The sequence below is a fragment of the Bacteroides uniformis genome (assembly GCF_025147485.1).
Lineage (GTDB): Bacteria > Bacteroidota > Bacteroidia > Bacteroidales > Bacteroidaceae > Bacteroides > Bacteroides uniformis.
In genome coordinates this window covers 1,607,687-1,632,003 of sequence record NZ_CP102263.1, presented here as the reverse complement: position 1 = coordinate 1,632,003, position 24,317 = coordinate 1,607,687, and the positions used below count along the sequence as shown (strand labels likewise).

Annotated in this window: 12 protein-coding genes; 4 read left to right on the top strand and 8 right to left on the bottom strand. The window is 46.0% G+C overall.

From position 1 onward, the window contains the following. Window positions 1–38 precede the first annotated feature (38 nt). Window positions 39–4,121: a hybrid sensor histidine kinase/response regulator transcription factor gene (locus tag NQ510_RS06090; protein WP_005824420.1), complete on the bottom strand. Its 4,083-nt coding sequence runs from the start codon at window positions 4,119–4,121 to the stop codon at window positions 39–41. 220 nt (window positions 4,122–4,341) lie between these two features. Continuing rightward, on the bottom strand, window positions 4,342–6,123 hold the full coding sequence (locus NQ510_RS06085; protein ID WP_005824418.1) for a cellulase family glycosylhydrolase: 1,782 nt from the start codon (window positions 6,121–6,123) through the stop codon (window positions 4,342–4,344). A gap of 250 nt (window positions 6,124–6,373) precedes the next feature. On the opposite strand from NQ510_RS06085, the gene NQ510_RS06080 reads away from it, so the two are divergent. Beyond that, window positions 6,374–7,945, top strand: coding sequence for a glycoside hydrolase family 43 protein (locus NQ510_RS06080; protein WP_005824415.1), 1,572 nt, complete (start codon window positions 6,374–6,376; stop codon window positions 7,943–7,945). Window positions 7,946–8,339: 394 nt separating this feature from the next. Here NQ510_RS06080 and NQ510_RS06075 read toward each other — a convergent pair whose 3' ends face one another. From NQ510_RS06075 to NQ510_RS06060, 4 genes are read right to left on the bottom strand one after another with little or no spacing between them, the layout of a single operon-like run. Further along, window positions 8,340–10,961: a hypothetical protein gene (locus tag NQ510_RS06075; protein WP_005824413.1), complete on the bottom strand. Its 2,622-nt coding sequence runs from the start codon at window positions 10,959–10,961 to the stop codon at window positions 8,340–8,342. An 8-nt stretch (window positions 10,962–10,969) separates the two neighbouring features. After that, on the bottom strand, window positions 10,970–12,940 hold the full coding sequence (locus tag NQ510_RS06070) for a hypothetical protein (RefSeq protein WP_005824411.1): 1,971 nt from the start codon (window positions 12,938–12,940) through the stop codon (window positions 10,970–10,972). A 41-nt stretch (window positions 12,941–12,981) separates the two neighbouring features. Further along, window positions 12,982–14,661 (bottom strand): RagB/SusD family nutrient uptake outer membrane protein, encoded by a 1,680-nt coding sequence (locus NQ510_RS06065; protein ID WP_005824409.1) that lies wholly within the window; start codon window positions 14,659–14,661, stop codon window positions 12,982–12,984. A 13-nt stretch (window positions 14,662–14,674) separates the two neighbouring features. Further along, complete coding sequence (locus NQ510_RS06060) at window positions 14,675–17,869, bottom strand: SusC/RagA family TonB-linked outer membrane protein (protein ID WP_005824407.1); 3,195 nt, start codon at window positions 17,867–17,869, stop codon at window positions 14,675–14,677. Window positions 17,870–18,217: 348 nt separating this feature from the next. Between NQ510_RS06060 and NQ510_RS06055 the strand changes: the two genes are divergently transcribed. Continuing rightward, entirely contained in the window at window positions 18,218–19,177 is a 960-nt protein-coding gene (locus NQ510_RS06055) for a FimB/Mfa2 family fimbrial subunit (protein WP_005824403.1), read from the top strand. Between the two features lie 10 nt (window positions 19,178–19,187). Here NQ510_RS06055 and NQ510_RS06050 read toward each other — a convergent pair whose 3' ends face one another. Both NQ510_RS06050 and NQ510_RS06045 read right to left on the bottom strand, forming a co-directional pair. Beyond that, entirely contained in the window at window positions 19,188–20,576 is a 1,389-nt protein-coding gene (locus NQ510_RS06050; protein WP_005824402.1) for a PAS domain-containing sensor histidine kinase, read from the bottom strand. A gap of 229 nt (window positions 20,577–20,805) precedes the next feature. Continuing rightward, on the bottom strand, window positions 20,806–21,615 hold the full coding sequence (locus NQ510_RS06045; RefSeq protein ID WP_034525383.1) for a Fic family protein: 810 nt from the start codon (window positions 21,613–21,615) through the stop codon (window positions 20,806–20,808). 289 nt (window positions 21,616–21,904) lie between these two features. Between NQ510_RS06045 and NQ510_RS06040 the strand changes: the two genes are divergently transcribed. Both NQ510_RS06040 and NQ510_RS06035 read left to right on the top strand, forming a co-directional pair. Next, window positions 21,905–23,242 carry a site-specific integrase gene (locus NQ510_RS06040; protein WP_004291332.1) on the top strand — a complete coding sequence of 446 codons (1,338 nt, stop codon included), beginning with the start codon at window positions 21,905–21,907 and terminating at the stop codon, window positions 23,240–23,242. 7 nt (window positions 23,243–23,249) lie between these two features. Next, window positions 23,250–24,191 carry a DUF6043 family protein gene (locus tag NQ510_RS06035; RefSeq protein ID WP_004291334.1) on the top strand — a complete coding sequence of 314 codons (942 nt, stop codon included), beginning with the start codon at window positions 23,250–23,252 and terminating at the stop codon, window positions 24,189–24,191. Window positions 24,192–24,317: the final 126 nt, after the last annotated feature.

Sequence of the window (24,317 nt, the reverse complement as noted above, 5' to 3'; positions counted from 1 at the left end):
CCTAAAAGACAATATGTTTCCGTAAGGGGTATCTTTTGTTATCTACCCTCTCTTTCCTGATAAACAGAGGGCAAAACACCGAATTCATCCTTGAAATATTTGCTGAAATACTTGGGGTTGTTAAAGCCCAACTGATACGCTATCTCCGATACATTTTGCTGACTCTCGCGCAGCATCTGCGCCGCTCTTTTCAGACGGATGACACGGATAAATTCAATAGGTGTCTTACCGGTTATCTGCAAGAGTTTCTTGTAAAGATGTACCCGGCTCATACCCAACCCCCGACTCAACTCTTCTACGGACAAGTCACACCGACCGATGTTCGCCTCCACATATTTGATGGCATTTTCCACCAGCTTTTCATCCAACGAAGTAATGGCTATTTCACTTGGTTCGGGGTCAATGAGCGACTTTGCCTTGCGCTTCTTGCTCAGGTCAATCAACTTGCGCATACGCAGAATAAGGATTTCCACATTGAAAGGTTTCGTCACATAATCATCCGCACCGATGGTCAACCCCTCCACTTTATCTTCCACAGCCTGCCGTGCAGTGAGCAATATCATCGGAATGTCACTCGTGCGTTTATCGGTCTTCACCCAGCGGCACAATTCATTCCCATCCATCTCGGGCATCATTACGTCGCTGACAATAATATCCGGCATCAGTTCCGGTATTTTCTGCCAAGCTTCCCGGCCATTGGAAGCTGACTGTATACGGAAATACAAGCTCAGACTATCTTTCATGAAGGCAACCAAATCTTCATTATCATCCACAATCAGGGCCAACGGCTTCTCTTTTTCATCTTCATTATCCTCCTCCATATCGTCCGGCAAATCATCCGGAAGCGGTTCCTCTTCCATATCCGGCAAAAGTTCCTCATGCTCTTCCACCTCTTCTGCAAGCGGTGCAGGCTTGGAAGGACTTACATGCACATGTTTAACCGGAAGCTCAATCAGGAACACACTACCGGACCCCACATTGTCAACAACGCGCACCGTGCCCTCATGCAGCGTCACAAAGTCGCGTACCAGGCTCAAGCCAATACCGCTACCCGTTGACTGGTGTTCCGGTTCTTCCTGCTCCACCTGATAGAAACGTTCAAAAATTCGCTCCTTGTCTTCATCCCTAATGCCAACACCGGTATCCGATACCTTTATCAGCAATCTTCCGGACATCTCTTTCGACATTTCCAATGCCACATCCACACGTCCCCCGTCCGGGGTAAATTTGAAGGCATTGGATAGAAGATTCATCACAACTTTACCAATTTTATCCTCGTCGAATGACATATTCAGCGATTCCATGGCCGAAAAAAATGTCAGATGTACATGTTTCTTTTCAGAAAGCATCAGGAAAGAAGCACAGATGCTACGCACATACGCCACAATATCCCCCTCGGACAAAGTGAGATGCAATCCTGCCATCTCATTCTTACGGAAATCGAGCAACTGGTTGACCAAATTCAACAAACGCTGCGCATTGCGGTACATCAGTTGCAGCTTGCCATGCAGTTTTTCGTCCGTAATCTCCTTCATCATACTTTCCATCGGCGATATAATCAGCGTAAGCGGCGTACGCAACTCATGGCTGACATTCGTAAAAAAGCGGAATTTCATCTGGCTCAACTCCTCCCTCTTCTTCGCATCTTCCTCTATCTGGCGGATTCTGAACTTATTACGTTCCCTCCGTTGTACGGCATAAAGTGAAAAGGAAACAACTCCTACTATCAGAAGAGCATAAACGATATATGCCCACGGAGTCATCCAGAAAGGCGGAAGAATGACAATCTTGAGCGAAGCCTCTTCAGTGCCCGCATATCCGTCACTGTTTGTAGCCTTCACTTTTAAGATGTAAGTCCCCGGAGCCAGATTGGTATAGGTAACGCGATGCATATCGGACATACTCGTCAGCCAGTTCTCATTAAATCCTTCCAATTTATAGAAATACTGTGTCTTTTCGGGCAGCACGAAATTGTCCGACGCAAACAGCACCGTGAACACATTCTGCTTATAATCCAAGACAACTTCTTCTGTTTCATTCAAAGCTTCCTTCAAGATGACACGTCCTGCATACTCCTTGCCCACCTTCACGTCTTCATTGAACAACTGGAAACCGGTAAACATAACCTTGGGCAACGTACGGTTATACTTTATGTTGCCCGGCTGGAAGCGATTCAGCCCATACAGTCCTCCCACTACAATCTCGCCCGTATGCAGTCGTTTGAGGGAACGCTGGTTGAAGTCACAACTCTGCAACCCGTCCTTGTCATTATAGGTATAGCAACGGAACACGGGCTGCTCCGTCTTGCTGTCAACGGACAACACCACGTTTATCAGTTCTCCTCCGGTGCTGATCCATATACTTTTGTTTTCATCTTCCGTAATACCTAATATCAATAGTTTGGAGAAACCGGGCTTGATAGGCACTTCGTACAATTCATCCCGTTTGCTGTCATATACATTCAAGCCTTCACGCGTGGCTATCCATAGCAAACCGCGACTATCTTCGTAAACTTGATTGATATTTTGGTTGGAAAGTCTGGTCTTACCCGATTTTGTACCTGCAAAATTTGTAATCTCGCCGGTCCTCAGGTCCATGAAAGCCATCCCTGCCGAAGTACCGATAACCAGATTATTGTCACAGCTGATGCAGAGGGATGAGATATAGTCCGACACAAGGTTTGAATTACCTGTAGAATAGGTGGTAAATATCCCCGTCTGAGGATTCAGGCATTGCAATCCTCCCCCTAACGTACCGATCCAGATATTTTTGTCCGCATCTTCTGCCAATGCCCATACATTGTCATAGACCAGCGAGTTACTGTCTCCCTTACGGGACCGGTAATGGATAAAGCGGTTCCCATCATAGCAATTCAGTCCGCCCCAGAAAGTACCAGCCCACACTCTGCCGCTACTGTCCCGAAGAAGGCAGACTATGACATCACTCGAGATAGAGTGGGGATCTGCCGTATGCGAAAAAACCATACGTTCATCTGTCACGCTATTCCAGCGCACCAGCCCGCGGTCGTTGGTTCCCAGCCATACGATGTCACCGCCTCCGTCCTCCACGCAATTGATGTCGCCTACATCGGCAATACCGAACTTGAAAATGCTTTCATTATAGAAAGAGATGCCTTTCTTGTAGGTTCCCACCCACATCGTACCGGCCTCATCTTCATAAAGAGCCGTTATTGTATTGTTGGACAGAGTACGCCCGTTATTAGGTTCATTCGCCAGACGGATTTTCCGTCCCGCCGGTTCTATCAATTCAACGCCATCCTGATCCCTGCCTACCCATATACATCCGTATTTATCCTGTGCCACTGCACGTACGGTATTGTAGGTGTCCGTTCGGGGAGAACGCTGTTCCCAAACCTTCCGAGAAAGGCTATAAATCCACATCCCCTCCACACTGAATATCCACGCCCGCCCACTATGGTCGACAAACAAATCAAAGGTAGCATTCTTTACTTCCCTGCAATCTTCGGCAATGTCCGGATTGGTCCACTTGATATTTTGCTTTTCCTCATCTATACAAACCAAGATACCGTTACTCAGAACCAGCAGGATTCCTTCGCCGCATTCTTTCATGTCGGACACTTCGGCTTTCGCAAGCAGTTCATCCGCCCCCTTTACTGCTACGGCATTTTTCTGTTCCTCTCTATAGCTGTAAACACCTTTACCATTAATATAGATCCAGAAAGTCTTTTCCTTATCAATATAGATAAGTGAAGGATTTCCGGTCAGACCGATGTTCCACATCCAGGCTTCCACATTACGGTCAAAAACATCGGAAGCCGAGTTGTAAATGGCATACCCGCCTCCCGTACGTATCCACAAATTACCGGACGTATCTTCTTGTATATCCTCGACATAACTATCGGGAAGAGATTTCTCATCATCTTTCTGGCTGCGATAAATCTTAATATTGTAACCATCATAGCGATTCAGCCCCGAAGCTGTACCAAACCACATGAATCCGTTTGAATCTTTATAAATAGCATTAACCTGATTATTGGAAAGTCCGTCTTTCACTTCCAAATGTTTAAACATGTAGTCGTGTGAAACAGCAGGGAAACATACCATCCAAACCCACAAGAGCAGTAGTTGCAGTCTTTTCATACTATCAGAGCTAAGGGAAGTTATTTTTATTGCAAATGAAGTGAAAAACGAACAGAAAAGCAAGGAAAGACAAGGATTTTTAAAGAAGGAAAAGCATATCCCTCGCGGACATGCTTCTCCGTAACCAATCAAAAAAAACTATATCAACAATCCTTGTAACCTATAAAAACTATTTGTATGATACTTTTGAAAACTGTCTTTTACTCTATCCGCCACTCAATCAATAAGGGTATTTGCCGGCTTCGGCTCCCTTCATGATGCCCTCAATGGCATAAGCCTCCTTCGGCGTACCCGTACCACGGTTCATGTCACCGCCGGTTTCCCAATAAAAGGGGACACAACCGTGGTTTTTCGCCTCTCGGGTGACTACCTCATTCCAATAGGAGCGGCTCTTGTTATGCATCTCCTGGTCAATATCAGGATAGGCAAGTTCAGAAGTCCCCTCTATCTTGTCTTCTTTTGCCCGCTTCATGGCACTATACTCGCCTACAATCACAGGAATTCCCTTATCTGCATAGGCCGTTTTCATCTTCTGGAATTGCTGCTTCACATAATCTTCTTCGTAACCGGTGGCATTATGAATGGAACCGGATACATGATTATCCTTACCCCAATAAAGGAATACATTGCTCCAGGTTTCGTCATGGTTCATCATGGTGAACTGATAGGGATCATAGAAGTGAACTTCCACCATCAGACGGTCGGGTACCTCATCCTTGGGCATCGTGTAGTCATTCACCGTCTTGTCAATATTGGTATAAGGACCTTGCACAATCAGACAACGGCTCGCATTATTTCCTCCGGTGGCACGCACGGCATCAATGAAGGTCTGTTCGTATTTCAAGATGACATCTATGGCCGATGTGCCAACGTTCCCCTGGTCTTGCTGTCCGGGTTCGTTACATCCGGCAAAGAGCAGGTGTTCGTCATAAGCATTCAGTTTATTGGCAATCTGTGTCCAGATAGCTTTCTGCTTGGCATCTACTTCGCTGCTGTAACCATGGGTGATACTCTCTTCAAGCCAACCGCCATCCCAATGGATATTGACAATGGCATACATATCATTGGCTACACAGTAGCCCACCACTTCGCTCACCCGGTCGAGCCATGCAGCATCTATCTCATAGGTCGATGGATTCACAATGTAGTAATCCCACGCGCAAGGGATGCGCACCGCATTAAATCCCAATGCCTTCAGCCCTTTGATATATGCCTCGCTCACTTTAGGATTTCCCCATAACGTTTCGCCCGCTATCTTGTTCTTGTTATCACAAGCTTCCAGCGTGTTGCCGATATTGATACCTGCATACATCTTGGCGGCAAGTGTCCTGGCATCGCTTTCCATATTGCCGGTTTCGCCCGCACCCTGCTTTACGGTCACAGTCTCCGTCAGGCTACCCAAAGTAAAAGTGATATGGCCTTCGCGCGCTCCCAGAGGATTGGAAGAGACGGTAAACTTGAAAATCTTGTCTTCCATGGCACGGGTATTGACCGCCTTTATCCAAGAAACATCAGAAACGGCCTGTACGTCACCATTGGTTTCCACCACCACAGAAACATCTCCTCCCACAGCTGGCAGGTCGAAAGAGGTAGAGTTGGATATGATTAGTCCGTCCGCAGCCGTCTGTTTCACTGTGAAGCTCCCTACTTCGCTGCCTCCGGCTTTCACCGTTACCCTGGCTTCACGGTCGCTCGTGTCCGTATTGACTTCTGCCATAACGGTATACTTCAAAATGCTACTCGAAGCAGAACTTTCGGCAGTAACCTTGCACCACTCCGGTGCACTGCTGGTAACTTCCAATGCAACGTTCGACTTGATGTTCAGCGTACTTGTTCCTCCGGTCTTGGAGAAAGTCATTCCATCTGTCAGAATGTTCGCGGGAATCGTTATTTCCGGAGTCACAGTATCATCATTGCCGGAACATGCGGCAACGAAAGAAGAGAAAAGCAGTGCCGACAGCACCAGGCAAATTTGGAATTTTTCAATGATATTCTTCATCATGTCTTTACGTATTAAAAATAATGGTTAAATCAGTGAAAGCAAAAGTAACGGAAAAGGCGGAAAACACACCGATGTCATGTTATCTGCAACGGTATCATTTGTTTCCGAATAGGGTTCAAAAGTAATCATTGAATGACATCGGACACATCCGGCTTGTTTGAACCGAAGGAATACTTTATTTTTGCGTATAAATACTTCCTTCAACTACTGATTCGTATATCTGATAAACTATTTAAAATACAATGTACTTATGAGAAAAAAGATGATGTTATTTTTAGGACTGGCGCTCAGCCTGTCCTGCTTTTCACAAAACCGGCAAGGTTATCAAAATCCCGTTATTCCCGGTTTCCATCCCGACCCGAGTGTCTGCCGCGCAGGAGATGACTTTTATCTGGTCAACAGTAGTTTCCAATATTTTCCGGGCGTACCGTTGTTCCACAGCAAAGACCTCATCAACTGGGAACAAATCGGACACTGCCTGACGCGCCCCTCACAACTGCCGCTTCACGACGCCGGCCCGTGGGGAGGAATCTATGCACCCACCATCCGCTACAACGACGGTACATTCTACATGATTACCACCAACGTGTCCGACAAAGGCAACTTCCTTGTACACACTACCGACCCGCGTGGCGAATGGTCAGAACCCGTATGGCTCAAGCAAGGCGGTATAGACCCGTCCCTCTATTTTGAAGACGACAAGTGTTACCTTGTCAGCAATCCGGGCGTAGGTATCTATCTGTGCGAAATCAACCCCAAAACCGGCGAACAACTCAACGAGTCCAAACGCATCTGGAACGGCACGGGCGGACGGCACCCTGAAGGACCGCACATTTACAAGAAAGACGGCTGGTATTATCTGCTGATTTCCGAAGGCGGCACGGAATACGGCCACAAAGTGACAATAGCCCGTAGCCGCGATATAGACGGCCCGTACGAAGAGAACCCCGCCAATCCCATCCTGACCCACATCAACAAGAATGCACAAAACAGCCCGATACAAGGAACCGGCCATGCCGACCTGATACAAGCCCCTGACGGTTCGTGGTGGATGGTGTGTCTCGCTTTCCGTCCGCAAAGCGGCAACCATCACCTGCTGGGACGCGAAACGTTCCTTGCTCCCGTGCGCTGGGACAAGAATGCCTGGCCGGTAGTAAACGGAGATGGTACAATAGCCCTGCAAATGGATGTGCCAACCCTACCGCAACATCCTCTTGCCCCCAAGCCTGCACGCACCGATTTCAAAAACGGCAAATTAGGTCCCGAATGGGTTCATATCAGAAACTATCATCCGGAAAACTATACCTTTGCTTCCGGTAACCTCCGTCTGAAAGCAACCTCCGTAAACCTGAACAACGGGAAAGGCAGTCCTACTTTTGTCGGCCGCCGGCAAGAACATATCGACTTCACAGCCACCACTTCCATGCAACTGAAAAAAGCCGCCAGTGGCGACGAAGCCGGCCTGACGGTCTACATGTTCGAACCGTCCCATTACGATTTATTTGTCAAGCAATTGGCAGACGGGAAACAAGCTGTAGTATTGCGCTACCAATTGAATGAATTGACCCATACGGAAAAGGAAGTTATTCTGCCCCAGGGGAAAGTACAACTCCGTGTAAAAGGCAGCAACGAAATCTATTCGTTCGAGTATGCCACAAACGGAAAGGACTTTAAAGAACTGGGCCGAATGAATACGCGCTATATCAGTACAGAAACTGCCGGTGGCTTTACGGGAATCATGCTGGGATTGTATGCCATCTCCGGTTCTCAAACCTCAAAAGCATATGCAGACTTTGAATACTTTGATTACGAAGGAAAATAGCAGCCAATCTTAGAGAAAGCCCCTGCTTTTCTCCGCTTCCGCCCTTTTGTCTGTCCGGTTCAGTACAAAGATTCATGAACGGCCCACTTAGGTGAACAAGTTTGTTCACCTAAGTGGGCTGATTTGTTCACTACTATGAACAAGGCGGACCACTTTAGTGGAGATACCATAAAATCACTATGTTTATCGCAATAAGTACCCATCCCGTCCGAACAAAGTACAAGGCAAAGAGCTATCAAAGCGCCGCCTTACGGACCACCTCCTTTATTTTATTCTCTCTATGGTTCTTCAATCTATATCAGAACGATGCACACCGGTGAGGGCAAAACAAAAAATCCGGGATGGCCTGCATCCCGGATTTCCTATCTAACCAGTATATTTCCGTCTATCCCTCTTACCATTCAGGAACAGAGAAAAGAGTGTGGAACGTGAACTTCACTTCCATAGAACTGCTGAAACCAAGTTCCTTGATAACATCACCATCAGGAGTACCGAAAGCGCACCCTTTATCCTTTGTTGCCCCATAGCAATTCCAAAGTTCCAGACGATACTTCGGGGATTCATTGGCATCGAGCACTTTGGATGCATCAAATGTCACTTCCTTGCCATCCAGATAGAGGTTGTCAAGCGTGGCATGCAAACCGGGGAAATACTTGTAGATGTCAGCCACTTCAACGAAGGTCATGATGGAACCTGCCGCATAGTCGGCAGATTCGTACTTAATGTCGAATTGAGAAGCCACAAGGCTGTACTGGAAGTTCTCGTATTTCACCTCGAACGCAGCTCCTGCGTTATATCCCCATGCACTTCCCCAATCCGGATTGACAGTAACCAGATTGGGCGTATAAATACCTGCACCGGTACCGTCGGTAATGACGGTGCAGACAATCTCAAGCTTCTCCTTGAAATGGATGGCAGGCTCGGTACCTTGATTTTCTACATTGCTGAACGGACTGAGGGGAACTGCATTGCCTACAGAACCAGCCCCATAAGCATTGAACAACTGAACACGGTACTTACCGTTTCCTTCAATGTCGCCATAATAGAAGCGGTTGGCATCAAACCGAATGGAAGTACCGTCCAGCTTAATCTCGTCAATGCGTACAAACGAATTGGGATAGCGCTTCGCCATACCGGCAAAGTCAAGCGTAAACACCATGGCATCGGTACAAGCTCCCTCGAAAACAAACGTGTGCTGTCCAGCCAAGTCTTCGGGTGAAATGGCTACAAGCAGTGCATCCCAACTTCCTGCCCATGATGAATCGGCGATATTGAGCAATACAGGAACCTGCGCATCGGCATCGGCCTTGGCCTGGCTGTAATAGTTCAACGAATAGCCATAGTCGCCATCGGGCAGGGCAATCTGCAAGCCGTCGGCAGTCAACGACAGAATGTTCAGCTTACCACTCTTCGTGCCAATCCAAGTATTGGCACAAAGCACATCTATGTCGATGTCAATCACTTTATTCGCCTCGTCAATCGTAAACTTACCGGTTTCATCGGTCACGGTGCCGTCTTCGGCAATGCGATGAATGTTCACCGTACCGTCTTCCTTGAGTTCCATATAGCCGTAGTCCTTTCCGTAGGTATAACCTATCCAGCCATTATCTGTACCCATCTCCCAATGAATCTGCTGTTCAATGTTGGGTTGTCCGTTGGAAACTGTGCTCCAGTTGTCCGTAACACCCCACTGCGTGAAAGGTCCTTCAAACACGTGCTGCTTACCGTCCTGGCCATTGTCAAGATACCACTTCTGATAGAGCAGAGCCTTGTTGAACGGTACGTTCTTGGCTGTGGAAACAGCGCGTACAGCCATACCTTGATAAACTGCGGCAGTGATACGGTGATTGACAGAAGCTGCAAACTGGTAACCTACCGCAAATTCTGTATTGGAAGAGTTGACAGTACCGGTGAGGTAATATCCTTCAGTACCCAGCGCCGTCACATCGTTTGCCACACGCGTACCGGCTGCAGGCAGGAAGATGGAATTACCATTAGGACCGGTGAACTTGAAACCTGTCACTCCATTCTGCTCAGTCCACTCTTTCTGGCACAACGTGAAGAGTTCCTCGAAATCATCGGCAGTAGGCAGTGTGGCACGCCCTTGAAATGCACGGAAAGCCAAGTCGGAAGCCGTTTTATAAGTATCGGCCGAAGCATAGTCGGCAGGGTCGATGCTATTGTTGCATCCGGTCAGGTCACCGAATCCGAAAAGGCCACCCAGTCCAGTCTCGCTCTTGGCACCCACATTGAAGCGAGCCCACTTCACGGAGAGTCCCAGGTCGACAAGGTCATTGTCGAGATCGAAGTCATAGGCAGGAGTAGTGAAGCTCTTCACCTCACCATACACAATGCCGCTACCCAGATTGAGGTAAGCCGCATAATAGTATTGCGTTTCGGGCACCAACCCTTCATGGACGAATGAATAGCTGTCCTTAAGTTCCTCACTCTTCACTATAAGGCCTGCACGAACCGCTTCTACATCGGATGAAGTAGAGATAACAACACCACAAGTAGCATCGGCCGTAGCATCGGTCAATGTCCCACCCAATACAGCCGAGGCGAAGTCGACAGATGCGGCATCGGCAGTAGCCACCTTGGCATCGGTGGTGAGCAAGCTTTTCACCTCACCTTTGTAATACACCTTACCCTGCAAGCATACATAAGCCTGATAATAGAGCGTAGAGTTATTGTTCAACCCGTTCAACTGAGCACTGAAGGCGCTGCCGTCATAAGCAGCCTGCACGTCCTCGGGCAGGTTGTCTTGCGCAAAACCATAGAAGAAGCCGGTCTTATAGCTTCCGGCATCCATGCCATCCAACCCGGAGAGCGTGGCATGGAGTGTAGCGGTAGTGGCGGTCACATCGGACGACCCCGTCACCACCGACGATTCGTTCAGAATCGGGGTGGTGTGGATAGTATAGTCGTCATCTTCACTGCACGAAGCCAGCGAAAGACCCAGTACAAGTGAAAGTATTCCTAAATATATCTTTGTCTTCATATATACTAAATTCATTTAAGTGGTTATTCAATGGTCATCGAAATTATCTCAACCTTCACATCCGGCTGTCCGTCTTCGGTGGCAGCCACAGTAGCAAGTCCCTTATTCTGGATACCGATACAGATACAACTGCTTCCTTCGTAAGTCACAGTGGCACCGGTGGTATTGGTCACGGACACAGTCTGTACAGCTCCTTCGGCAGTATCAAAGGCCACGGCATGAGCCAGGTTGTAGCAGTCATCTTCCCAAGCATTTCCGATGTTATTGTCCATAATCACGGTCTTAGGAGTCGCGCCCTCGTTCCAAGTGATTCCACTCAGCACTTTGTACTGTATCTTCAGCGTCTGGTTCTTTTTCAACTTCACCTTCGTGATGTCGATCGGCCATCCCGCGTCACCACCGCCCCAAGGATTGTAGAACTGCAAGCGCAAACGATCGGGATTTCCGTCACCGAAAAGAATTTGTACCTTGCTGTTGTCTACCTTGATTTCAGTAGGCCCGGTAGGTCCGGTAGCGATAGGTTTGTAGTTGAGGTTGGCACAAAGATAAGAATCCACGGCTCCCTTGTCATTGGTCGTTGCAGGCACACCCATCTGGAAAGAGCTGGTGACATCGCAAGCCATTACGGTAAACTCGCTTCCCTTCACTTCCACCGTGCGCTTATCACCGGTAGCGGTGAGGACGGTTATCTCAACCGGATTGCCGTCGGCATCCATAAATTTCAATTTGCCGTCTTCAATGGCAAGCTTACCGGCATTGGTACCGTCATCCCATTTGTAGCCATCGGCCGTGCTGCTCAATACCAGCTCATAGTCGGCAATGGAAGCATCGGCCACAGGTGCCCATGAAGAACCGTACTGTCCCTTCACTACGCTTTCCCAAGCAGCAGAGCCACCATTCCACCATGTCCAGTCATAAGGTTCTTCATCATTGATGAGGAAGCGTGCCTCATTGCCCACATAGGTGACACCGTTGATTTCAGTAGTGAACAGTTTGGTTGCCAAATCTTCAATGGCAGGCTGTTGTACTTCGGCAGGCTGAAGCAAACCCGGATCTTCAGTCGGTATGATACTGGGGTCATTATAAGCCTCTTCGGAAATGAAGTTCCACACCAGCCACCACGGACCTTCGCTATTGGTACGCATCGTAGCTACCTGCAGCAGATAAGGAGTACATTCTATAATCTTGATGTCGTTGGTATAGTTGGAACAGACATCATCAAAACCCTCGTTATGCAATGAATAGGTACCGCCATAGAAAGATATGACAGGGCGTTTCGGGTCAGACACATTCAAGTTGAAAGTTCCGGTGGCATCCGTCGTGCCCGAAGCAGCCACCCGATGAAGTTCCACCGTACAGCCTTTCACAGCATCCAGGCCGAAAGTGATGTACGACTGGAAATAGGGGTCGTCTGCCGGAATGAGCCACGATTGGATACCCGGATCCCAGTTGGGAGCCCAATTAGCGCTACCAATCATAAGGTCGGTAATATTGCTTCCATCATTTTTCACATCAGTGTGGCTCATGTACATCACCGGTCCCGAACAACGGCCAATACCAAAGTTCTTGTCAATGGGAACCCACTTACGGCTCTTGCCCACTCCACCTGCAAGGTTAGCCCAGATAGGGTCTTCGAGCATGGCAAAGTTATTGGTCTCTACCTTGAAGGTATATGGTTCGCCATATACCGGACCTGCCGGTGTGGAAGCGCCGAAAGTCACGCTATATTCTCCGGCAAAAGGAAGTGCCAAGTCAAGAGTGGTCTTTTGAGAAGGACCGCTTGGAGTGACCCACAAGGGAGTGGCTCCCTTGATGAGCGAAGTCAGATGAATCGTATTAGGATCATTGGCATCAGGGGTCACCGTATAGGCGATACCTTCCACCAAATCATCGGAAACATAGGTTTTTGCCCCCATCTCGTACTCTTCGGGCGAGCAAGCGGAAAATATCAAAGCCGCTCCTGCCAATATGGAAAAGAATGATTTAAGTCTCATATCTTATTGTTTTTATTTTTTATTTACTCTATTAATGGTACTCACCATCCGGGATTCTGCACAAGTACACTCTGTGAAAGGTTAATTTGATTATAAGGAATCTGGCTCAAGCCTTTGGTGGCTTTCACACGGTCGGCCCGTATGGTTATTGCATCATCAGCGCCTCCACTCTTCACCTTGACACCATTCAAGGCGAGCTTCTCGGCTGCCACGTCTATACCTTGACGCAGGAGATCCCAATAATTAATGCTTTCAAAAGCAAATTCAAGACGACGTTCTTCCATAATAGCTTGTTGAGACACACTCTTAGCTTGATAGTTGGCCGATACTGTTCCGTTGTCATCAACCTGATAAGCACGCTTACGCACTTGGTCGAAATAAGTTTGCGCATTGGGGCTACCCAGTTCTGCGGCCATCAACAATACGTCGGCATAACGGATAATAACGTAGTCTTGGCGGTTCTGTGTCTGGAAGTCACCGCTACCATCCTGCTTACCGGCATGGCTTCCATCGGCATAGCAAAGGGGAGCATACTTCTTCACAGCATAGCCGGTATATTCACGCCAGTCATTAAAACTGGTGGTAAAGTCGGCCGAACCGGTGATTCCTTCCCCTACCAAATCAATGATAGAAGCCGAACGGCGGAGGTCACCAGTGGGAAACGCTTCCACAAAATCAGGATTTACCGTCAATGCGCCCCATCCCTTGCAATAGGGAGCAGCATTAAGCTGGCGCATACCCAACATCACCTGCCAACGGTTGGAGTCATTATTCCCGTTATAATCCTGAGTAGCGGTAAATTTCAACGCAAGAATGGTTTCCTTGTTTCCATCACCGGCATATGTACCCTTCAAAGTTTCATAGTCTCCTTTTTCGGCCACTTTTGCAGAAGAAGCCGGCCATAAATTCTTGAATTGCGGTACCAAACCATATTCTCCTGAAGCGATTACGTCTTCTACAGCAGCCAAAGCTTCGGCACGAGTCACCTCTGCAGGTTCTTCACCGTAATATCCGGTATAGAAAAGATAGGCACGTGCCAGCAAAGCCTCGGCGGCATATTTTGTAATATGTCCGTCGTTCTTGGTATAGTCGGCCTTGGGATAAGCGTCACCGGGAATATTCTCGATAGCATATTTTAAGTCAGTAAATATGGCACTGAACACCTCTTTGGCAGGTGAAGGAGCGCGATTTTCGTTTACCGGTTCCAGAAAGAGTGGGATATTCCCCCATAAACGAACCATATCCAGATAAAGCAATGCACGCAACGTACGACATTCGCCCATATAGATACCACGTTTGCTATCCGATTCATTCCATACAATCTGCTCTTCATGAGCTATCAGCTCGTTGCAACGATAGACGCCCGCATAATAATTTTTCCAGTCACCTTCGTATAGGTTGAGGTCAGCCGGCGATTGGGAGATGTCAAAACGGTCAATGGCCTGATAGCCACGTCCATCGGCATTTCCGGTAGCGCCAAAACACTCGGCACTCATCACCTCGGAAGCCATATAAAACCCTACCATCATGGCTGATGAAGTCTGGCGCCAACCATCATAACAACCTATCAGAGCACGATAAGCATCTTTTTCAGTCTTATAGAATGTACCGGTTGAAGATTCAGTCTTCGACGTAACATCGAGAAAACTGTCGGTACACGAAGCCAGTCCCAAACTCAGGAGCAGGACACTTGCCATAAATATATTTTTGTTTTTCTTCATATCAGTCTATATTTTAAAATTTCAAGTTAACACCAAACAATACGGTACGGGGACGGGGGTAATAACCTAAATCAACGCCCGATACCCAACCTTGTCCGTTATCTCCTTCGGGACCATAACCTATTTCCGGATCCATGCCGTCATATTTGGTAAATGTGAACGCATTCTGTACCTGAGCATAGATACGGCACTGGCTGATGACCTTACATCTCAGTAGCTTGGCAAAGTCGTAGCCCAAAGTAATGTTACTGATTCGCAGGTAATCACCATCCTGCACATAGAGGTCTGAGAACTGCCAGTTGAGATTCTGGTCTGTGACACGAGGTATGCGATTGCTGGTTCCCTCTCCTGTCCAACGTCCTAAAATTGCAGTAGTATAATTGGCTTGCTTGGAGGTATGGTTACGATAGCTCTGGACAATCTGCTGTCCGAAAGCACCGTTGGCCACTACAGAGAAATCAAGTCCTTTCCAGTTGAAACCGAGATTGAAGCCCATAGTGAAATCAGGAATACCGTTACCAAGATCGGTCTTGTCAAGCTCGTTCACCCGTCCGTCATGGTTGATGTCCACAAACTTCACGTCACCTGGTTGTACGTCAGCTTGCAGCACACCGTTACCAGCCTTAATCCAATCCTCTATTTCTTGATTGTTTTGGAATATGCCTGCTGTCTTGAAACCATAGAAATAACCGATAGGCTTACCATTCTCGGCACGATAGAATTCAGGAGTATTGTCATACAACTGGTTGGTAGAGCCATGAATGATACCATCGTCGTTAGGAATCTCTCCGACCTTATTCTTATTGTAGGCACCGTTGATACCGATATTGTAACTAAAGTCTTTGCCTATTTGGTCATTCCAAGTAAGATTGAGTTCCACACCGGTGTTTTTCACTCCACCGCCATTAATATAAGGAGCACCTGCTCCGGCAGTAGCAAGAATAGGAGCCACCACGAGCCAGTCTTTAGTATCTTTAATGTAGAAATCGAAATTAACACCCAGGCGACTGTTGAGGAATCGGGCATCAAGACCGATATTGGTCTGCTGTGAAGTCTCCCACTTGATGTCAGCATTAGCCAGACGACTAGGGTAAGCTCCCCAGTTGGTTCCGAGCTGTGCCGCAGCATCCGAGTCGCCGTAACCGCTGCCGAAAAGATAGTGTGTATTGGTACTCTTGATAGGAGCCAGATATTGGAATGCGTCAATGTTGGCATTACCCACTTGTCCCCAGCTGGCACGTATTTTCAGGAAGTCGAGCCAGTTTTGCGTACTTTCCATGAATTTTTCGTTAGTAATGGTCCATCCTGCCGATACCGAAGGGAAGTAACCAAAACGGTTGCCTTTGGCAAAGTTGCTCGAACCGTCTGCACGCAAAGTAGCATTGACCATATAAGTTTCTTTCCAGTTCCAACCCAATCGGCCGAAATAGGACACCTTGCGGCTCTCGGTATGCGGATTGCCACTGGCACCCAAGCCGTTGGTCGAATCGGAGGCCGTTCCGTTGCCCACAAAAGCATGCTCCCAATCATCAAAACCTTCTTTCAACATACCATTTTTAGCTTCGATATAAGTGCCCTCGTAACGATAGGCTTCCATACCCAGCAAGGCGTTGAACGAATGTTCTCCCATAGTCCAGTCATAAGAAGCCGTATTGGTCCATGTCATACCCAAAGAGTGATTGGCATTTTGAGATACGGTAGTACGTTCTTCATTATATATATATTGGCTGAACTTGTAGAGAGGCTTGAAACTACGGTATTCGCTGGAACCATAAACCACACCGAATACAGACTTTATCTTCAAATTCTTGACAGGCTGCAATTCAGCATAAACATTACCGGAAAAAGTAGCCGTTTTGTTCTCATTGTTGCTGTCGGTCATCATTAAACCATAAGGGTTTCCATCACCTTTATTCCAGTCACTGGTACTGGTGTCATTGTAAGGCGAATCATAAAGATTATTATCGCTATAGACAGGAGCGATAGGCGATGTTCCGAATGCACCGCGTAAGGTATTATTATATTGGTTGCCTACACTGATACCGTTATTCATCTTATATACAAAACTCACCTGCTCGCCCACTTTCAAAATATCCTTGAAAAGTTTGTGCTCGCTGTTCACACGGAAATTGTAACGCGAATAGTTAGACACATCCGAACCGCCGACAATACCTTCCTGACTCATATATCCTAACGAAAGGGCATAAGTGGAAGTTGCGCTTCCACCAGTGACACCCAGCGTATAGCTCTCCGTTGTGGCATTATCTTTGAACATAGTATCTACCCAATCCGTATCATACACATTGCCATTGGCATCGTAAATAGACTGGTATTGGCTCCAATCGTAAGCCGAAAGTCCGCTATTCAAAGCCTGCTCATCCATAATGGCCATATACTCTTTTGCATTCAGCATATTAGCCTTACGAGCTACATTCTGTATTCCATAATAAGCATCGAAACTAATCTGCGCTTTACCTTCGCGCCCTTGCTTGGTAGTAATAAGCACTACACCATTAGCACCGGCCGAACCGTAGATAGCCGCACTAGCCGCATCTTTCAGTACATCTATACTTTCAATATCGGCAGGATTCAAAGTAGAAATATCACCACCCACACCATCAATCAGATAAAGAGGAGCACTATTTCCCACGGTACCAAGACCACGGATACTCACTTTCATGTCAGCACCCGGTTGACCGGAAGTCGAAGCAATACTTACACCCGGTGTCTGTCCCTGCATAGCCTGCAAGGGATTGGTTGTATTCATCTTGGCTATTTCGTCACCCTTCACCTGAACAGTGGCACCCGTCACCAATTTCTTCTTCTGGACACCATAGCCCACTACAACCACTTCATCCAACATTTCCGTGTCCTCCTTCAGCACCACATTGATGACGGAAGAAGTACCTACCTTGATTTCCTGTGATTGATAACCGATGTAAGAAAACACCAGTGTCTGTCCTTGTTGGGCACTTACCGAATACCGGCCATCAATGTCGGTAATTCCACCCGTAGCGGTTTCTCTCACCTGCACGCTGACACCTATCAACGGCTCACTATCCGTAGCCGATGTCACAACACCCGAAATGGTCTTGTTTTGAGAAGGATTAGCCTGCAGGCTACTGATTGCAGGTACAAGAAACAAAAGTACCAATGCAACACGGCATAAACGCAGATTTATGCACTTTTCCAAGAATGTTTTTCTCATTGTACATTATTTAATGGTTAATATCAAAGATTCATTGTGTTCTTCAATTAATACCAAAGAACTCGGATGCAAATGTATGAAGGAACAAGAAAAAGAGTGTCGAGAAATTGTTATGAAGAGTATATGATTTCGTTAATCAAGGCTTCTAAAATGTTACTAAAAAAGGTATAATTTGTTTTCCATCCCTTCTCTAAGCCTTTTGAAGAGGGGTTATTCTTTCCATTCCCCTCAATGCCGGGATTGGTTTCACCTCACTTTTCCATCCCCAATATACTTTCTCCGGAGTACAAAGAACCATTTCTTTCTAAAAACGTTCTCAAGGAAGAACAACCTAAAGCTTAACAGATAATGAAAAAATTAGTAGTATTTGCAGTACTTGCCGCAATCGTGGCAAGCTGCGCCGATGACAATCTGCCCCAGATAGAAAAAAGCAGTGAGTTGGTATCGCCACGACTTTTGATGGACGTGTCCACAGAAAGCGGACAAAGCCCGCTGACCGGTATACTGACCATCATGCCCTGCAAGGCGGGCACCTCTATTTATTATGGAAACTACATAAACCGGAAGCTGACACCTTTTTACGGTTACTACCAAGTTAAAGACGGAGCTTTCTATAACGATGGCGTCAATCGAGAGTTATCCTTACCCGCAGGTCCCTATAACATGATTTATTGGGGAACCCCTAAATACGAGGAGCCGATTTATGCACATCCTCTCATGAGGGACCCGGTCTACATCTTAGGCGAAGACATGTCCCAGCAACACTTCTCCCTATTCAAAATGGAAGCGGACACAACCTATTATCCGGTATTCGACCTGGTACACGCCGTCCAGCCTGCCAACATTGGAAGTGAGGACCTGAAAGCATCTCTCAAACGGGTAGTGACCGGGCTGAAAGTAATCATCAAGGACAAGAACAACGGCATCCTCAGTTCGAGCATCGACAGCATGGTGGTGCGCATCACCAATATTGCTGGAGAACTGAATTTCTACACCGCCGCTCCTCAAGGAAGCCCACGCACAGTAGCCTTCCCTCTGGTCCGTTCCGTCGACGGTACACAAATGAGCAACGCCACCGTCATGCTCTTCCCTTCTTTCGGGAAACCGGAATTCCAGATGAGCATCATACTGAAAAATGGAAACGTGAAAAGTTTCAAGCAAACATTGAACGGACCTTTGGAAGCAAACTCCAAACTGACCCTGACCCTCACTCTGGGAGACATCTTTTCCGAAGAATCATCCGGAGAATTCACCCTTGACAACTGGAACGAGGAAAGCCAGACAATCGATGTCCCTTCATTGGATTGAGCTTGCAGCATCAAGGAAAGATAGAACGGTGCGCGTCCATCTTATAAAAAGGCAACGTGAACCAGAAAGTGGAGCCCTTGCTCAACTGTGACTCCACCCCTATCTCTCCTTTCAGTTCCTTCACAATGTTTTGCGAAATGGCCAGTCCCAGTCCGGTACCTTGCTTAAAGGAATCCAGCTTCACAAAGCGGTTAAAAATCCCCTGCGCATTCTCAGATGATATCCCCGTCCCGGTATCGGTGACATAAAAACGGATATAGCTATTTTCGGGCATTCCGTAACCAATGGTAATGCTACCGGCAGCAGTAAACTTCAGCGCATTACTGATGAAGTTATTGAATACCTGAGTAATTCTGCGCTGATCGGTATACAGCAGCAAACCGGGCAATGGCGTAACCGTGACCAGACGCACGTCTTTATTGGTCAGCCTGATACTTGTAGCCTGCTCTATCTCGGACACCATTTTATTGATATCCACGTTAGCATAGACATACTCCAATGTACCGGCTTCTATCTTCGACAAATCCAGAATGTCATTGATGAGCTGCAACAGCAGTTCATTATTCCGCTCTATAATATCGAGATACTCCACCCGTTCTTCCTCAGACACTTCCGTGGCCAAAATACTCGAAAAACCAACTATTGCATTGAGCGGAGTACGTATCTCATGACTCATATTGGCCAGGAAAGCCGATTTTATCCGGTTGGACTCCTCAGCCTCCTCTTTGGCCAGACGTAGTTTGCGCTCCATGATTTTCAAATCAGTAATGTCCCAAGCAGTATAAACAATCCACTTGCGACCATCAGAAAGCTTTATAAAATTATTGTTCTGGAAGGTAAACCGCTCCTCGTTCTTCTTGGTAAAAAAACGTCGTATACCTTCTTGTGGAATCCCCGTCTTGACCAACTCTTCATCCTCCTTCCTAATTAAAGCCGCAGCCTCTGGCATTGTTTCAAAATCCGTCTTGCCTATAGCCTCTCTGGCCGAACATTCAAAGAGTTCCTCTGCCTTTTTATTCCAAAAAGTATAGCGCATCCCATCATTCACATCCTTCACTTTTGCCGCAATGGGAAGATTATCAAGAATGCCTTCCAACAGTTGCAGATACCTCTCCCGGTCCCTTTCCCTCAATTTCTTCATCCGCCTCTGCATGAAGAAAAAGAAGAGGCACAGCACCAATGTACCTAAAAGAATGGAAATATAGACCATCTCTCTTTGAACAAACCCGTCGGGAATATCAAGCCTTTCCTGCAAGGTGAAAGCAGTATCGAAAAGTTCGGGGCTTTCAGCCATTTTGTCAGCCAATGCCGGATGAACAAAGATTATACAAAAAGAGAAGAATATCGTCAGTAACCGAATACTTCCGAGAGGTAAAAAAAGAGGAACATGTTTTGTCATAATTGGCAAACATTTAATAATTAAATAGTTAGATAAGATTCCAGCTACTGCAAATTTAGAAAAAAATAAATGCGAAAACAGTATCTACGAAATAAATTTGCATTTTACACCCATTATTTTGTATTTAATGCCGAGAAGAGAATATTTTGAGAATAACCCAATACAAAAGGATGATACAGCACAATCAGCTAATGCCTATATGAGCTTATCAGGAAGGAATCGTCGCTTTTCAAAACATGAGATTAAAACCTTTTTTACGTCCAGTATTGTATTTCTCAATCTCTGACGCAAATGATTTTTTCAGCTGCGCTGCCATAAAGTCCAAGAAAGGCTGACTGTTCTCATCTTCTTGCGACTGCCGCAAAGAAAGAATATAGTCGCCCCTATCTTCTTTAAAGATTTTCGTCGGAAAAAGATGATGGCAGAACTGGATATAGTTCATCAACAAACGAGCCGTTCTCCCATTGCCATCTACCCACGGATGAACGGTTACCAAATTGAGATGAGCATTGAAACTCAATTCATATCGTTCCCGAAATGTTTCCATATTCTTTTGCTTTTCTCTCAATATAGAACAAAGTTCTTCTACTTTAGCGGGAACTTTAGGATAGCTCATATAAGAACACCCGCCCACCCCAGCAGTAACGCCGCACAAACGAAATTCACCTTTAGAAGAATCAAAAGAACCGCCCATTACATTATATACACTCCCAGTAGTACGCATTAGAGCAGCATTCAATTTTTGTAAGAAAACAGGCGTAATTTCCGCATTTTGTGCACTTTCTTCTTTGGCGAGTTCGTATGCCTTCTTCAAATCCTCATTCATCAGATGATAGACCAACGGCTTTCCTTTGGCTGTTACCCCCTCATCAAAAAGCAACTGGGTATCCAATTCGGTAAGTGTAGAGCCCTCAATAGCAGTAGAATGGGTAATAAGCGAATAGAGGTAGTACTTTTCATAGTCTACCGACTGACTGATACCAAGCCTCACAAATTCTTGATTCAGTACTTCTATCTCTTGCCAGATATCTGTTCCCATGAGCAAAGGGCATAAAAGATAAGTATAAAAAGAAAGCGGGAAAAGCATTAAAACTTTCCCCGCTTCTTTATTTCGTACCCAGACCCGCATTTGAAATAATTAAAGTGGGGAAAATGTGGGTAAAAAGAAAAATGCGGAAAAACGCCACAATTACACTGTATTTCAATATGTTATAATCCTATTAAATTTTAATCCAAGTTAATCGAATTGCAAAATATTTAGCAGATGTGGGGAAAATGTGGGGAAAATATTTATATTTGCAGCAGAGTAAAATTCAACCTGAAAGTCTATGAAAGTAACCTTTATCATTAAAAAAGCAGCCAAACGATATGATACAGAATCCATGGCTACAATCTATGTCCGTTTTAGAAACGGAAGGCAGTTAGACTCCGTTGCTCCTACTCAGTTAGCCATCAATCCCAATCTATGGGATGATAAAGACGAATGTGTAAAAACGAAAGCTGTCTGCAATGAAGAAATGCGTACCCATATAAATGAAGAGATACGCCAGTTGAAAACCTATATCGAGAAGGTATATCAACAAGAAAAGGAAGCAATAGACAAAGAATGGCTAAAAACAACACTTGATAAATTTTACCATCCTGAAAAATATTTTTTGCCGGAGGAAGTGGTTATCAAGCCTACCATTGGAGAACTATTCGATGAATTTCTAAACAAGCACCCTTTGTCGGAAGTACGAAAGAAAAATTTCCGGGTTGTCAAAAGAGCCTTACTGCGTTATGAACTATATGTAAGGGCTACAAAGAGAGGACAAAAGGGCTTTATCCTTGATGTGGATTTGGTAACACCTGACACGCTTCGGGATATGTGGGATTTCTTTCAGAACGAATACCAGTATTATGAACTTTACCCGAGCATTTATGAAGCCATTCCCGAAAAGAGGACACCACAGCCCAGAAGCAAAAACACGCTGATAGACTGTTTTTCAAGAATACGCACATTCTTCCTGTGGTGCTTCGATAACAAACGCACCACAAACAGACCTTTCGACAAGTTTCCGATAGAGGAGTGTACATATGGTACACCTTATTATATAACACTCGAAGAAAGGGACAGGATTTTTAATGCAGACCTTTCTGCCACCCCACAACTGGCAATACAGAGGGATATATTCATATTTCAGACACTGATAGGATGCAGGGTGAGCGACCTGTACCGAATGACCAAACTAAATGTGGTCAATGAAGCCATAGAATATATTCCCAAGAAAACCAAAGAGGGGAATCCGGTTACGGTACGTGTTCCACTTAACGACAAAGCGAAAGAAATCCTTGAACGCTACAAAGAATATGAGGGAAAACTGTTGCCGTTCATATCCGAGCAAAAGTACAATGATGCCATAAAAAAGATATTCAAATTAGCTGGAGTTGACCGCATCGTAACAATCTTAGACCCGTTGACGCACAACGAAATCAAACGACCTATTTATGAAGTGGCAAGCAGCCATCTGGCAAGACGTACGTTTATCGGCAATATCTATAAAAAAGTGAAAGACCCGAACCTTGTTTCCGCACTGTCGGGACACAAGGAGGGAAGCAAAGCTTTCAGACGATACAGGGATATTGACGAAGAAATGAAGAAAGACCTTGTAAAACTATTAGACTGATACTTGTATGGGACAACAGGAATATGATAATTTCAAAAGACTGATAAAGGAATGGCTCGACAGCCATCCGAATGAATATGCCGATTTTGTAGAAGAAATGAACGACAAGAAGTTCAAAGGGTTCTTCAATATTTTCAATACGGCTGTAAGGCTTGTTCCGAAATATAAAGAAGCAGCACGCAAGAGAATAGGCGATGATAGAAACCCTGATTTCGAGGAACTGGAAAATGTTCTTTTACAATCAGACCTTGCCGAGAAGATAGTGAATGAGTTTCATACCCCGAACAAGAGAAGTATTGTTCCTGCCATGCTTGCATGGCTCTATTACGGACGAAGCTATGAGTGCATGGTGGAACAGGGTGAGGAACTGACCAAAAGAAAGGATATTCCCACCTTATACAAATGGCTTGTTTCCGGCATGGTCAAATTCATTATCAGAAAAAGCATCGCCAATGGCATGAGAACCAAAGAGGACTGGCAAGTATTCAGGAAGCAACAGAAAGCCATTGAGGAAAACTCTCTCGTGGAATGGGCAATAGAAGAAGATGAAGACATGGACGAGGAAGAAACAGATATGCTGCAGGAAGAACAGCCAAAGACCGCAGGACGCAAAGCCGACACACGCACGTTGCCAGAACTTCTGATAGAAAGGCATGACATACTGATTGAAAGAATTGGCACACGATTGAAAACCCATGCTACGGAAACAGATATAGCACGACTGTTTATCGCACTGGTGGAATACCGATTCATGCGGAAGTGTCCCATCAAGACTTTCAGAAACGCACTGTACGAGCAGTTCAAGGAACAAGAAATCGTCCACGAAAGAGGCATCCAGAAAGCATACAGAAATCTCACTTCTCCGTTTGGAAACAGCAAGAAACTGGTAAAAGACATTGGTGAAGACCATGAAGCCATCGAGGAATTGAAAGCCTATCTATCCAATTGAAGTTCGTTTAATTCGCTTTTCGTTTTTACGAATTTAACGAATTGAATATCATTGTTTTACGATTGATTTTCATTATATATTTGCGCCACTATCCTAATCGGGGTAGTGGCTTTTCGTTTATAATAC

What these genes read in the sequence shown, in the direction of transcription:
- NQ510_RS06090 (WP_005824420.1), bottom strand. Translation starts at nt 4,121, where the DNA reads ATGAAAAGACTGCAACTACTGCTCTTGTGGGTTTGGATGGTATGTTTC.
- NQ510_RS06085 (WP_005824418.1), bottom strand. Translation starts at nt 6,123, where the DNA reads ATGATGAAGAATATCATTGAAAAATTCCAAATTTGCCTGGTGCTGTCG.
- NQ510_RS06080 (WP_005824415.1), top strand. Translation starts at nt 6,374, where the DNA reads ATGAGAAAAAAGATGATGTTATTTTTAGGACTGGCGCTCAGCCTGTCC.
- NQ510_RS06075 (WP_005824413.1), bottom strand. Translation starts at nt 10,961, where the DNA reads ATGAATTTAGTATATATGAAGACAAAGATATATTTAGGAATACTTTCA.
- NQ510_RS06070 (WP_005824411.1), bottom strand. Translation starts at nt 12,940, where the DNA reads ATGAGACTTAAATCATTCTTTTCCATATTGGCAGGAGCGGCTTTGATA.
- NQ510_RS06065 (WP_005824409.1), bottom strand. Translation starts at nt 14,661, where the DNA reads ATGAAGAAAAACAAAAATATATTTATGGCAAGTGTCCTGCTCCTGAGT.
- NQ510_RS06060 (WP_005824407.1), bottom strand. Translation starts at nt 17,869, where the DNA reads ATGAGAAAAACATTCTTGGAAAAGTGCATAAATCTGCGTTTATGCCGT.
- NQ510_RS06055 (WP_005824403.1), top strand. Translation starts at nt 18,218, where the DNA reads ATGAAAAAATTAGTAGTATTTGCAGTACTTGCCGCAATCGTGGCAAGC.
- NQ510_RS06050 (WP_005824402.1), bottom strand. Translation starts at nt 20,576, where the DNA reads ATGACAAAACATGTTCCTCTTTTTTTACCTCTCGGAAGTATTCGGTTA.
- NQ510_RS06045 (WP_034525383.1), bottom strand. Translation starts at nt 21,615, where the DNA reads ATGGGAACAGATATCTGGCAAGAGATAGAAGTACTGAATCAAGAATTT.
- NQ510_RS06040 (WP_004291332.1), top strand. Translation starts at nt 21,905, where the DNA reads ATGAAAGTAACCTTTATCATTAAAAAAGCAGCCAAACGATATGATACA.
- NQ510_RS06035 (WP_004291334.1), top strand. Translation starts at nt 23,250, where the DNA reads ATGGGACAACAGGAATATGATAATTTCAAAAGACTGATAAAGGAATGG.